The organism is Robertmurraya mangrovi, from assembly GCF_034427655.1.
In the GTDB taxonomy this organism is placed as follows: Bacteria; Bacillota; Bacilli; order Bacillales; family Cytobacillaceae; genus Robertmurraya_A; species Robertmurraya_A mangrovi.
In genome coordinates this window covers 189,928-202,908 of record NZ_JAXOFX010000004.1, presented here as the reverse complement: position 1 = coordinate 202,908, position 12,981 = coordinate 189,928, and the positions used below count along the sequence as shown (strand labels likewise).

At 38.1% G+C, this 12,981-nt stretch carries 12 protein-coding genes; all 12 read right to left on the bottom strand.

The genetic code is table 11. The features are described 5' to 3' along the window. Window positions 1-184: 184 nt before the first annotated feature. The 12 genes from spoIID to SM124_RS08665 all read right to left on the bottom strand — a co-directional run bounded on the left by spoIID (window position 185) and on the right by SM124_RS08665 (window position 12,978). Window positions 185-1,213, bottom strand: coding sequence for a stage II sporulation protein D (gene spoIID / locus SM124_RS08720; protein WP_322446124.1), 1,029 nt, complete (start codon window positions 1,211-1,213; stop codon window positions 185-187). Window positions 1,214-1,540: 327 nt separating this feature from the next. Next, a complete protein-coding gene (gene murA / locus SM124_RS08715; RefSeq protein WP_322446123.1) occupies window positions 1,541-2,851 on the bottom strand; it encodes a UDP-N-acetylglucosamine 1-carboxyvinyltransferase in 1,311 nt (436 codons plus the stop codon). A 32-nt stretch (window positions 2,852-2,883) separates the two neighbouring features. Further along, window positions 2,884-3,633: a YwmB family TATA-box binding protein gene (locus SM124_RS08710; RefSeq protein WP_322446122.1), complete on the bottom strand. Its 750-nt coding sequence runs from the start codon at window positions 3,631-3,633 to the stop codon at window positions 2,884-2,886. Between the two features lie 271 nt (window positions 3,634-3,904). After that, a complete protein-coding gene (locus SM124_RS08705; protein ID WP_322446121.1) occupies window positions 3,905-4,156 on the bottom strand; it encodes a DUF1146 family protein in 252 nt (83 codons plus the stop codon). A 352-nt stretch (window positions 4,157-4,508) separates the two neighbouring features. After that, on the bottom strand, window positions 4,509-6,023 hold the full coding sequence (gene nuoN, locus SM124_RS08700) for an NADH-quinone oxidoreductase subunit NuoN (RefSeq protein ID WP_322446120.1): 1,515 nt from the start codon (window positions 6,021-6,023) through the stop codon (window positions 4,509-4,511). A gap of 6 nt (window positions 6,024-6,029) precedes the next feature. Beyond that, window positions 6,030-7,544 carry an NADH-quinone oxidoreductase subunit M gene (locus tag SM124_RS08695; RefSeq protein WP_322446119.1) on the bottom strand — a complete coding sequence of 505 codons (1,515 nt, stop codon included), beginning with the start codon at window positions 7,542-7,544 and terminating at the stop codon, window positions 6,030-6,032. Further along, window positions 7,541-9,409: an NADH-quinone oxidoreductase subunit L gene (gene nuoL / locus SM124_RS08690; RefSeq protein WP_322446118.1), complete on the bottom strand. Its 1,869-nt coding sequence runs from the start codon at window positions 9,407-9,409 to the stop codon at window positions 7,541-7,543. Before nuoL ends, SM124_RS08695 begins: the two co-directional genes overlap by 4 nt. A 120-nt stretch (window positions 9,410-9,529) precedes the next feature. After that, window positions 9,530-9,844: an NADH-quinone oxidoreductase subunit NuoK gene (gene nuoK, locus SM124_RS08685; protein ID WP_322446117.1), complete on the bottom strand. Its 315-nt coding sequence runs from the start codon at window positions 9,842-9,844 to the stop codon at window positions 9,530-9,532. Then, window positions 9,841-10,374, bottom strand: coding sequence for an NADH-quinone oxidoreductase subunit J (locus SM124_RS08680; RefSeq protein ID WP_322446116.1), 534 nt, complete (start codon window positions 10,372-10,374; stop codon window positions 9,841-9,843). The genes nuoK and SM124_RS08680 overlap by 4 nt, the downstream gene beginning before the upstream one ends. Beyond that, window positions 10,371-10,790: an NADH-quinone oxidoreductase subunit NuoI gene (gene nuoI / locus SM124_RS08675; protein ID WP_322446115.1), complete on the bottom strand. Its 420-nt coding sequence runs from the start codon at window positions 10,788-10,790 to the stop codon at window positions 10,371-10,373. Before nuoI ends, SM124_RS08680 begins: the two co-directional genes overlap by 4 nt. A gap of 77 nt (window positions 10,791-10,867) precedes the next feature. Continuing rightward, a complete protein-coding gene (gene nuoH, locus SM124_RS08670; RefSeq protein WP_322446114.1) occupies window positions 10,868-11,878 on the bottom strand; it encodes an NADH-quinone oxidoreductase subunit NuoH in 1,011 nt (336 codons plus the stop codon). Further along, on the bottom strand, window positions 11,878-12,978 hold the full coding sequence (locus SM124_RS08665; RefSeq protein ID WP_322446113.1) for an NADH-quinone oxidoreductase subunit D: 1,101 nt from the start codon (window positions 12,976-12,978) through the stop codon (window positions 11,878-11,880). The genes nuoH and SM124_RS08665 overlap by 1 nt, the downstream gene beginning before the upstream one ends. Window positions 12,979-12,981 lie beyond the last annotated feature (3 nt).

Here is a 12,981-nt window from a genome sequence, read left to right as displayed (position 1 = left end):
AGCGCCTTGGTCAGCCCTGACAAGCAAATGTTCTTCCATCCTAAAAGTCTGATTTTTGACTTTTAGGATGGAAGAACATTTGACTCGAAGGGCTAGGCGCTGGAGCTGGACAGTTGTCTAACTTCAAAAAGCTTATACTTTCTTAAACTTTAAAAAAGCTGTCGAAACGTATCGACAGCTTTTCTTATTTTTTTGCCATGACTTTATTTAAATATTTGGATGCCTCAGCAACCTTTGTTCCTTTGTAATAATACTCTACAATATCTTTATAGGTTTTCCCTTCTGCAGCCATACCGTTTGCACCGTATTGACTCATACCCACTCCATGGCCAAAACCTTTCGTGGAAATGACGATTTTGTCTCCTCTTTTTTCCCAGGTGAAATCTGTTGATTTTAACCCTAATGCTTCTCTTATCTCTTTTCCTGTTAGTACTTTTCCATTTATATCGACTTTTGCTACTCGATTTCCTTCTGTTCTTTCAATAACCTTGCCTATGGTTTGGTCGTTCGGTAGAGTGACCCCTAGTTTGGATTGAAATTCAGAAATGGAGAATATATTTTGACCTTTAAACTTCGGAGAGTTAAGATCCCATGGACTTTCTACACTCTTTAGGTATGGCAGCTTATTTGGCCAAATCGCACCTGAATCTTCTGTATAACCGTTACTCGTTGAAAAGAAGGTTGCTGAGATAGGTTGCCCATCATAGGTTAAAATTTGACCAGCAGTCGCATTTACTGCTTCCCTAACCTTTTTTATTTTCCATTTATAGTCCTTGCCCCATTGCTTTTTCAGTTCTGCTTCACTTTTATATACTTGATGCTGTACGGTGTCCGTGACGATTGCCCCTTTTGGAACGCCCACTTTTTCTTCACTCATCATTTGTTTGACGATATAGGTTCTTGCCGTTAACGCCTGTGCCTTTAGAGCCTCATGCTCAAAGTCAGCCGGCATTTCAGAGGCAACTACTCCAACAATATATTCTTCAAGTGAGGGCTTTTCAAGTTGTTTAGCAGCCGTTCGATATACTGCAACTTCTACTGCGGGTTCCAATGTTTCTTTCACTTCTACTTCCTCCGCTTTTTTGGTTAGTTGTTCACCAAGTTTTCCACTGGCCTTTTCTTCAGAAAACGGGAGGACAAGAAGAGTAGGAATCATGAGAGTGACGACAAATAATACTGCGGCGATTACGACGATTGGTTTCATTTTCATCATGTTACAAAGCCTCCATATGAGATTTATATGTAAACAACAGACCTTCCTAAGGAATCCTGTCTAATTCATACATATGGATATGGACAAGCTTTTATGACAGTAAAAAAGGGTGACAGGCACTTGAAATGGTTTTGTAACAATACGGCCGTGAGTGGTCAACGGAATATGTACATGCTACTTGCTATTAAGAGCACTTTTATAAAAAATTCCACATAAAAAAGAGAAATATTTCAATACTATTACAGGTGCCAGTCACCAGTTATTTAATCAACACAAAAATTATAAAATAATAAAAAAACACAGAGTGGAGTCCACTCTGTGCTAGTTTTAAGCGTTCATATCGCTAATATAAGTTTTTTCGATGATTGTTTCTTCCACTTCTTTTACTCTTTCGATGTCAGCACCTAATGAAGCAAGTTTGTGGTGGAAGTCTACATAGCCGCGATCAAGGTGTTTTAGTTCTGTTACACGAGTGATTCCATCCGCTACTAGACCCGTTAGGATTAAAGCAGCAGCAGCACGTAAATCTGTAGCAGCTACTTCTGCCCCTTGAAGGCTAGATGGTCCATTCATAATAACAGAGCGTCCCTCGATTTTGATATCAGCATTCATACGACGGAATTCTTCTACGTGCATGAAACGGTTTTCGAACACGGTTTCGGTAATCATTCCCGTACCATTCGCACGTAATAGTAAAGCCATCATTTGTGATTGCATATCTGTTGGGAAACCTGGATGTGGCATTGTTTTAATATCAACAGCCTTTAATGTTTCAGGACCAATGACGCGTAGTCCATCTGCTTCTTCTTCAATCATAACGCCCATCTCTTCCATTTTGGCAATAAGAGAGGTTAAATGCTCAGGAACAGCACCTTTTACTAACACATTTCCGCCTGTAATCGCTGAGGCAACCATAAAAGTCCCAGCTTCGATACGGTCAGGAATAATGTTATGCTCTGCTCCAAATAAAACGTCAACGCCTTCAATACGGATTGTACCCGTACCTGCTCCTCTAACCTTTGCTCCCATTTTGTTAAGGAAGTTAGCTAAATCTACAATTTCCGGTTCTTTTGCTACGTTCTCGATAATTGTAGTACCTTGAGCCAGAGTGGCAGCCATCATGATATTTTCCGTTGCGCCTACACTAGGGAAATCTAAATAGATTTTCGCACCATGTAGACGGCCTTCTGTTGCTTCAGCCTCGATAAAACCATTTCCTACTCGTACAGTAGCACCCATAGCTTCAAAGCCTTTTAAGTGCTGGTCAATAGGGCGAGAACCTATTGCACATCCACCAGGAAGTGCCACACGTGCACGACCATTGCGCGCAAGTAAGGATCCCATCACTAATACTGAAGCACGCATTTTACGAACATATTCAAATGGTGCCTCTACTTTCAACTCTCTAGATGCATCAACAGTGACTTCATTATCTTTAAATACCACTTCGGCATTTAAATAGCGTAATACTTCATTGATCGTGTATACATCGGAGAGAGTTGGCACATCACGAATTACGCTTTTTCCATCACTTGCTAATAATGTAGCGGCGATCACAGGTAAGACAGCATTTTTGGCTCCTTCAACTTTTACAGAACCGCTTAGCTTTCTTCCGCCGCGGACGATGATTTTTTCCAAGTGTATTCCCCTCCGCGTCCAATTTCTCTATATTAATATTCAATCGTAATGATTGGTGTTCCAACTACAAAGGTAGTCTTTGCGCCCAATCCTTGAGTTCTTAGTCCAATTTGCAAATTCATGTCTTCATTGTTATTCATCAACCCAGCATTAAATAATGGTGAATAGGCCGATGTTGATATAAATGAATCTTCTTCTAAGGCTTCTATCTCTTTTGCCTGAAAAGCATTTAGTAAATGATTGACAGTATAAGGCAAAGACTTACTAATATTATCACTGAATTCGCCTTTTATACAAGAGAAAATTGTGGGATTCCCCTTAAAGATCTCTGCAAGTTTTACCAAAAGTTCTTTTTTTAGAAAAGATTCGGTATCGTTATTAAAATTGTTCTCACTTTTGGCCTCATATATGATATACGTTTGTAGATTTTTATTTGTGAGGGTCGTTAAAATTTGGATACTCTCAACTAACCCATCTTTTGTTGCTTGAGTAGCTCTTGCTTCCCAACGACTTACGTTTGATGACTCTTCCCATTTCCATGTTGGAAACTTAGTTTTCAACTCATCGCGATAAGTGATGACTTCATTGTGACTTTTAAAACTTTCCACTTTTTCTCTTGCATATAAAGACCATTCATTGAACAAAATATTCTCGCCTTCTAAAACAGAAGCCATTTTAAAAAGATCAAGTTCATTTTTTGCAACAATGGTTTTATTCCCAAAGTTAATTATTCCAAAACCTAAAATTCCAATTATTAAAAGTGATAGCATTTTTTTCATCATATCTGTAACTCCTCCCCTTAATACCATTGTTACCAAGGAGAAAAAGTACATACTTAGTAAATGTCGTCACTTTTTGACAATTGAATAAAAAATTTTGTTTTATAAAACATTTTACTTATACCATAGCATACAGTGATTTTTTAAAAATGTGCATCTAACCATACTTGACAACTATGTACCCTACAAAACTCAAGCTTTATACAAACTTTGTTCAATAGCACACAAATTTCATTGTACTTTAGAAGCACTATACTTAAAAATGTATGAAGTCCTAATTTTTATAAATTAGTTGTAAAATGAGTGGAAGTTGCTGTGACCAAAGAAGGTAATCTAAGAAAAAGTTACTCACGGTCGACCCAATCACAATGGAAAGGAGAACATACAGGACTCTTGCTTGAAAAACGTGGTTACCTCTAAGCAACCGTTCATAATTAATGGCACCTAGAGCCCACCAAGCAAGTGCAATAAAAATGAGATGTGATGTGATACTGATTAGTGCTTGATGTCCAAATCCTGATAACATCCATCTGACCTCCCAAAAAGACAAACTACCTTCCATTTTATCATTGTTTTTCCTATACGGAAAGTTTAACTCCTAGCATTTGACGAATAAACGCATAAAAAGGTTTCACAGAATGTTCTTCTATTATTTTTTTAGTTCTATGTACCTGAAAATAAAAAAAAGAAGGAGATTTCTCCCCTTCTAATTTTAGCTATTTTAATAGTGTTATCCTTTACCCGTTGTTTATCCCCTATTAAAACAAGGGGTAAAAGTGTAACAAATATTAAAAGCGAATTGAATTTATATTTACCCCTTTTATTAACCCATTCTATGATTATGAATCCCCCAACTCATAATCATACTTTATACAAAATTATTGGAAGAAGTCCATGAATCCCCCAAAGTTATTGTGTAAGAAATCAAATGCGATATTTGGAAGTACTCCAAATAGGATTGTTGCAAGTAAGCAGAGTCCGATTACGATACTAACTCCAATTGGTACGCTTAATTTTTCATCGGTCGCTGCTGGACGGAAGAACATTTGCGTTAAAATACCGAAGTAGTAGAAATACGAAACTACTGTTGTTGCAATTAGGATGGAAGCCAACACATAGTGTGCAGGCTCCGTCACAAGTGCTCCAATAAAGATATTTAGCTTTCCAATGAAACCTGCTGTTCCTGGAATCCCAGCTAATGAAAGGATGAATATCCCCATCCCAACAGCTAAAATCGGAGAACGCTTGTATAAACCAGCAAATTGACTGATATCTTCTTTATCACTTTTTTGCGTAATAATTTGAATAATCGCAAAAGCACCTAAGTTCATAAATAAATATGCGCCAAGATAGAACCATAACGTATCAAACATAACCATGGATAAAGTACTAATTGCTACTAAAAGATAACCCGCATGGGCAATACTCGAGTAGGCAAAAAGTCTCTTTATGTTGCGTTGTTTTAACGCAATAACGTTACCAATAATCATGGTCGCAGCTGCTAAAAAGCTTAGATAATCCTGCATACTTACTAGCATTGGTTCTGTACGTAAGGAGTCTGCAGGTGTATTGGCAAAAATATAGATTAACACTCGTAATAGAATGATAAATCCTGCTGTTTTTGATACAACACTTAAAAACGCCGTTACTGGAGTTGGTGCTCCTTCATACACATCAGGTGCCCACATATGGAACGGAACAGATGCTAGTTTGAAAGATAATCCAACTAGAACCATTAAGAAAGACAAACCTAGTAAATAAATTTGTTGAGTGTCAAAGGCTGCCGATAAAACATTTGCCATACCCTTTAAGTTTGTTGTGCCTGTTAAACCGTAAAGGTAACTCATACCGAATAAGGTAATAGCTGTTGAGATACCACCATTAATCACATATTTCATGGCTGATTCGTTTGAAGGTAAATGCTTTTTTCTTAAACCAGCTAAAATATATGAACTAACAGAAAGTAATTCTAATCCAACAAACAATGTAATTAAATCGCCACTAGAAGACATGATCATTGCGCCTAATAAGGCAGCCATGAATAAATAGTAGAACTCACCTTTGTACTCTTTTAAACCTTCTTTTGGTTCATAGCTGATCGCAAGCAACATTACTAGAGCTGCTCCAATCAATAGTAAAAGCTTAAATGCTTTAGCAAAACCATCTAGTCTAAAAGTATCATACAAAATGGAGTTAACTGGTAAATCTACTAGTGAGATTAAAGAAATAATTGCTAGGATAATTCCACCAAAGGCAAACCATCCTAAAACTTTTCTGTCCATTTTTTTTGGCATAAACAAATCTAGTAGCGAAAGAATAGTTGCTACACCAAGGATGATGAACTCCGGTCCCATGATTCCCCATTTAAATGATAGTAATGTCTCAAGATCCATCCTTCATCACCCCCCTAACCCAAGCATGATAGTCTCAAGTGTTGTTTTAAGTGGTTCACTTAGTACACTTGGGTAAACACCAATTAAAACGATAAACCCTACTAAAACCAATACTGGAATGAATTCAACTGATTTTAAATCGGTTACACCCACAAAATCACGTTGAGCTTTTCCATATGTGATTCCAAGAACCGCTCTTAATAAATAAACAGCTGTCATAATAATCCCGATACAGCCTATCGCTGCAATGATTGGCATTTCTTTAAATAACCCTAAAAACGCCATAAATTCACTTACGAAACCAGACATCCCCGGTAAACCAAGTGAGGCCATCGCACCAGCTAGTAAGAATCCTGCTGTTATAGGCATTCCCTTTGCCATTCCACCAAGCTTGTTGATATGTGACGTATGGAAACGCTCATAAAATACTCCTACTAAGAAGAATAATAGAGCAGAGATTAAACCGTGAGATACTACTTGGAAAATAGCACCTTGAATTCCCGCTTCATTTAATGCACCTAACCCGATAAGAACAATACCCATATGGGAAATAGATGAATAAGCAAGAACCATTTTGAAATCTTCCTGTATGAAAGCTAAGAAAGCTCCGTAAAGCAGGTTGACCACACCAAGAATAGCTAATAAAACGGCTAGTGTCTTAAATTGCTCTGGGAAGAGTCCCATACCAAAGCGGATAAGACCGTAAGCACCAATTTTTAAAAGAATACCAGAGTGCAGCATTACGATAGATGGTGGTGCCTGAACGTGAACACGTAACATCCAGCTATGTAATGGGAAAATTGGTAGTTTTACACCGAACGCTACTAATAAAGCGATTAATAATCCCATTTTAACCGTGTCTGAAATCGGCCCATTCTCAATCATCATAATTTGTTGAAGAGCTTCGATATTGGCTGTTCTTGCTTTTGCAAAAAGAACCATAATCACGATCAATAATACAGCTGAACCTAAACCATTGTAGATTAAGAAGCTGTACGCCGCTTTTTCTTTTTCATGATAACCCCATTTTCCAATTAGGAAGAACATAGGAATAAGAGTAATTTCAAAAAAGATAAAGAATAGAATTAAGTTTTCTGCAGCAAATACTCCAAGCATCCCTAACTCTAATAGAAGGAATAACATGAAATACCCTTTCCATTCTTTTTTAATATGAACGGAAGCGATTGCTGCAAGCGTGGATAGTACCGCTGTTAATACAATCATGATTAACGAAAAACCATCTACACCTAACTCATACTTAACTGAAAACAAACCAAAATCTTTAATTTGTGGATCTGCTCCACCAAATTGAATCCAGTTGTAGGCCACACTATACTGATCTAAATTGGCACCTGCTCGATATTGAAAATAAGCCACTAACGATAAAATAAGAGCTGGTAATGTAGCTAGAAAGCCAACTAGTTTAATCGTTGATTCCTGTGTTTTAGGAATAAACGAGAGTAATAATACACCAAGTAAAGGGGAGAAAACTAAGGCTGTAAGAAAATAAGCTGAATTCATTCAAAGTACCCCCCTGTTAATGCGAAAATAACCACTAAAACAGCTAAGCCAACAAAAGCAACCGTTCCGTACATTTGTACTTGCCCGTTATGAACTCTAGATCCCACTTTTCCAAGACCTTGAACAATCCCAACGATTCCTTTAACAAGACCTTCAACAAGGAATACTTCAAGATAACGTAAGAATAAACTAAATACTTTCGTTACTTTTACAACCGTGATTTGATAAAACTCATCGATGAAGTATTTGTTATAAAGAATGTTATATGAGATTGGAGCTCGGCTAGAAAGCCAGTCTCTACTGATTGAACGTTTGCCATAAATTAAGTAGGCAAGAAGAATTCCAAGTAATGAAACAACTGTTGCCACAATCATAATCCATAATGGACCTTCGATATGGCCATGACCTAAAGAATGATTATCTTCTACTAACCAGTCTCCAAGGAATGTTCCAAACCAAGGTGTATTCACGTATCCAGCCACTACTGCTAAAATCCCTAACACAACCATAGGAAGAGTCATAACAGATGGTGACTCATGAACATTTTTCATTTCGCTACGAGCTTCACCAGAGAATACCATGAAAAATAGACGGAACATATAGAAAGCTGTAAAGAATGCTGCGATAACCGCCAGCCAGAATAGAGCCGTATTTCCATGTGCCCAAGTAGCAATTAGAATTTCTTCCTTACTAAAGAATCCAGAGAATAACGGTACCCCACTGATTGCCATTGTTCCGATTAAGAACAGTGGTCCCGTTACTTTTAACTTTTTCCAAAGTCCACCCATTTTTTCGATATCCTGCGTATGAACCGCATGGATAACACTACCTGCTGCTAAGAACAGTAATGCTTTGAAAAATGCGTGAGTCATTAAGTGGAACACACCAGCTACATAGCCAGCTGAACCTAATGCAAGCATCATATAACCAAGTTGAGATACCGTTGAGTAAGCTAATACTCTCTTAATATCCTTTTGAACTAAGCCAATACTAGCCGCAAAAATAGCCGTAAATGCACCGATAATAGCTACTGTCATCATCGCTGTTTCACTTGCTGCAAATAGCGGGAATAATGCTGCTACTAAATATACCCCTGCTGCAACCATTGTTGCTGCAGGGATTAAAGCTGAAACTGGTGTCGGACCTTCCATCGCGTCCGGTAACCATGTATGAAGCGGGAATTGACCCGATTTACCAACAGCACCGACAAAAATAAGGATTGCCGTCAAAGTAATCATTCCAGCAGAGATTGAACCTGCTTCCACCGCTTTAAAAATTTCATCGTATTCGAAGCTGCCCACTTGCCAGAATAAAAGAATCATTCCAATAAGGAGACCCACATCCCCAATACGAGTCATGATAAAAGCTTTCTTTGCTGCCGCTTTTGCTTCTTCTTTATAAAAGTAAAATCCGATTAATAGGAATGAACCTAATCCTACTAATTCCCAGAAAATATACGTTTGAAGTAAGTTTGGTGACAACACTAAGCCTAGCATTGCAAAAGTAAATAATCCTAAATAAGCATAGAATACTGGAAAACGCTCATCACCATGCATGTAGCCTTTTGAGTACGTATGTACAAGTAAGCTAACTAATGACACGATTACTAGCATTAACGCATTTAATTGATTTACTTCAAAACCCGCTGTTAATTGAACATCCCCTATTGTAAGCCATACCGTTTCTGCCTTGTAAGTAGGTGAATTGAAACGGCCAAATAAGGCCAACAAAGAAAAAACTAAAGAAGAAAGTGTGAACAAAATTCCTATGTATGCACTTGATTCTTTTAGTCTTTTTCCTATTAAAAGAAGGATGAAAAAGGATAGTAGCGGGAAAAGCGGTATGATCCATGCATTCTCCATCAATATCACAATCCCCTTTTTAGAACGCGTACTTTAAATTAAGTAGTCAAATGTTTTACGCGTTTGATTGAGGCCCACTGCACGAGCGGGTCATAAGGTTTTCCGAAAATACCTTTTTCTATTCTAGTGTTTCAACGTATTCATTTCATCAATATTTACAGATTTACGGTTTCTATAAATCGCAATCAAAATCGCTAAACCAACAGCCGCTTCAGCAGCAGCTACTGCGATAGCAAACAGAGCAAAAACTTGACCTGTAATTCCAGGGTTAATCCCATGTTTACTAAAAGCAACTAGATTGATATTTACCGCATTTAACATTAACTCAATTGAGATAAGGACAATAACCGTATTTCTTTTCGTTAATGCACCATATAATCCGATACAAAATAGGATGAGCGCCAATGTGAGATAGGCTGAAATTGGAACTGAACTCATTCCTTATTCGCCTCCTCTTCATCATCTTTTTTCGCTAGAATAATTGAACCAATCAGTGCAACTAAAAGTAATACTGACGTTAGCTCAAATGGAATTACAAATTCAGAGAATAGTGCGATACCAATTTGTTCTGTGTTGTTTTCATGTAATGTACTTGGTACTACATTTTGTGCAGACTTAATTTCTAAATTATAAATTCCAATATAAACTGCAAAAGCAAAACCTAGTACTCCTAAAAAGAGAAATAGTTTTCTCCACTTTCCTTCTTCAGGTTCACTAGTGTCATCATGACGGGTTAACATGATTCCAAAGAGCATGATTATGGTAATAGCACCGGAGTAAATTAACACTTGTACGGCTGCGATAAACTCAGCAGAAAGCATTACATATAAACCAGCTATACTCAAGAATGTAAATACTAGAGCAACTACCATATGCACGACTTTGGAAAGATTTAATAATAGCACGCCCCCGATTACCGCAACTAATGCTAGGGACATGAACGCTAATAACTCTCCAGAAAACGTCATGCTTTATTCACCTTCCGTACATTCTCATCATTCTCATCTAACCACTCAAGGTTCTTAAATAATTCATCACGACTGTACTCTGCCAGCTCAAAATTATTTGTCATTACGATTGCTTCTGTTGGACAAACTTCCGTACAAAGATCACATAGGATACAGATTTCAAAGTTAATATCATACGTGTCAATGATTTTTCCCTTTTTCGTTGGGTCAGGATGTTTTTTTCCCGTTAATTGAATGCAATCCGTTGGACAGATCGTCGCACATTGATTACAAACAATACATTTTTCAGGATAAAATTTTTGTATTCCTCTAAAACGATCCGGTAGTGGAAGCGGCTCATTCGGATAATCATAAGTAACTTTTTTTCTAGTTAAGTTTTTTAGGGTATACGCCAAACCTTTTGTAAATCCAAGCATGTTTTTTCACCCCTTAATATAAAAAGTGAGCTTTATTCGTATTCATAACCTCACTTATTGGTGAGGATTTTCATTCATTAGAACAGCTTCAATAATTCCTTAATGATTGCTGTTAAGAAGATATTAGCTAATGCGACTGGTAAAAGAACTTTCCAGCCGAATTCCATTAACTGGTCTGCACGCATACGTGGTAATGTTACACGTATCCAAATTAAGAAGAAGATTACAACACTAAATTTCAGAGCAAACCAAACGGCTCCTGGAATAAAGTCTAAGAATCCAATAGGAGGTAACCAACCACCTAAGAATAAAACGGTTGTTAATGCTGCCATTGCAAAGAAATACACATACTCAGCAAGCATGAAGAAAGCCCAACGGAATCCAGAATACTCAACATGGAAACCTGCTACTAGCTCTGACTCCGCTTCTGGTAAGTCAAACGGTACACGGTTTAACTCTGCAATTGATGCAATCATAAACACGATAAAACCAATTGGTTGTAGGATAATGTACCAGCCATTTTGTTGAGCTGATACGATATCGTTTAAGTTTAAGCTGCCTGTTAATAGAACAACACCTAGTACAGACATGACTAAAGGCACTTCATATGAAATCATCTGTGCTGCTGCACGCATACCACCAAGAAGGGCATATTTGTTGTTTGATGCCCAACCACCTGTTACAACACCAATCGTGGTGATACCAGAAATGGCGATGTAATAAAGTAGCCCTACACCGATATCAGCAAACTGAAATTTATCGGTAAAAGGAATCGTCGCAAGAACCATGAATGCTGGTGCGAACGCAATAACTGGAGCTAGGATAAATAGCGGTCGATCAGCTAATTTTGGTATCGTATCTTCTTTTAATAAAAGCTTTAAAACGTCCGCCACTGTTTGCAGAAGTCCCCATGGTCCCCCTACTTGGTTAGGACCTTGACGAAGCTGCATGAAACCCATTACTTTACGTTCTGCTAGAATTCCGTATGTAACGAAACCTAGTACGACCAAAAGTAAAACAGTTGCAAGTAAAAAGAAGATTCCGAAGTTTAATAGCCCTGGACTGGAGTGTAATAAATCCTCTACCATTAACCGTCTACCTCCCCAAGAACAATATCAATTGCCCCTAAAATTGCAATCAAGTTTGCAATGTTTTCGCCTTCTAACAGCTTAGGAAGTATTTGCAAGTTGTAGAAAGAAGGTCTTCTGAATTTTAGGCGGTACGGTTCTTTCTTCCCGTCACTCGCAATATAGCAACCTATTTCTCCACGAGGAGATTCAATTCTTACGTATGCTTCTCCTTTTGGAGCTTTAATGATTTTTGGTACTTTCGCTAAAATTTCACCTTCAGCAGGGATTTGTTCCACCGCTTGCTCGATGATTTTCAGTGACTCTTCAATTTCAGTCATACGAACATGGTAACGTGCCCAAGCATCCCCACCCTCTTGAACCGCGACATTAAAATCAAAACGGTCATAAATAGAGTAAGGCTCGTCTTTACGAAGATCACATTTCACACCTGTACAGCGCAGGTTTGCACCACTTAAAGAATAAGCTAGTGCCTCTTCTTTTGTGTACTTCCCTACCCCTTTTACACGGTTCATAAAGATTTCATTTCCCGTAACAAGGTCATGGTAGCCTTTTAGCTGTTCACGCATATAAGGAACAAATTCTCTTACTTTTTCAATCCAGCCTTCTGGAGCATCCCATTTTACTCCACCTACACGCATGTAGTTGAAAGTTAAACGTGCACCTGAAAGCTCATTTAACATGTTAATAATCATTTCACGTTCACGGAACGCGTAAAGGAATGGACTGACAGCCCCGATATCAAGTAAATATGTACCCCACCACACTAAGTGACTAGCTACACGACCAAGTTCCATCGCTAAAACACGAAGGTACTCCGCTCGCTCAGGGATTTCAAGGTCCATCATCGTTTCAACAGCATGACAAAGGATGTAGTTGTTTGTCATCGCTGCTAAGTAGTCCATACGGTCCGTGTAAGGGATGATTTGTGTATACTGTAGGTTTTCTGCAAGCTTCTCCGTACCACGGTGAAGATAACCAATTACAGGCTTCGCTTCTTTAATTATTTCCCCGTCAATTTTTAATACTAGACGGAAAACTCCGTGTGTACTCGGATGCTGAGGACCTACGTTTAACAACATTTCTTCCGTTCTTAACATAGG

Bases quoted from the DNA above. Each gene is read 5' to 3' on its own strand.
- SM124_RS08705 (WP_322446121.1), bottom strand. From the start codon at position 4,156: ATGTTATCAGGATTTGGACATCAAGCACTAATCAGTATCACATCACAT.
- nuoH (WP_322446114.1), bottom strand. From the start codon at position 11,878: ATGGTAGAGGATTTATTACACTCCAGTCCAGGGCTATTAAACTTCGGA.
- spoIID (WP_322446124.1), bottom strand. From the start codon at position 1,213: ATGATGAAAATGAAACCAATCGTCGTAATCGCCGCAGTATTATTTGTC.
- nuoN (WP_322446120.1), bottom strand. From the start codon at position 6,023: ATGGATCTTGAGACATTACTATCATTTAAATGGGGAATCATGGGACCG.
- SM124_RS08695 (WP_322446119.1), bottom strand. From the start codon at position 7,544: ATGAATTCAGCTTATTTTCTTACAGCCTTAGTTTTCTCCCCTTTACTT.
- SM124_RS08710 (WP_322446122.1), bottom strand. From the start codon at position 3,633: ATGATGAAAAAAATGCTATCACTTTTAATAATTGGAATTTTAGGTTTT.
- SM124_RS08680 (WP_322446116.1), bottom strand. From the start codon at position 10,374: ATGACGTTTTCTGGAGAGTTATTAGCGTTCATGTCCCTAGCATTAGTT.
- SM124_RS08665 (WP_322446113.1), bottom strand. From the start codon at position 12,978: ATGTTAAGAACGGAAGAAATGTTGTTAAACGTAGGTCCTCAGCATCCG.
- nuoI (WP_322446115.1), bottom strand. From the start codon at position 10,790: ATGCTTGGATTTACAAAAGGTTTGGCGTATACCCTAAAAAACTTAACT.
- nuoK (WP_322446117.1), bottom strand. From the start codon at position 9,844: ATGAGTTCAGTTCCAATTTCAGCCTATCTCACATTGGCGCTCATCCTA.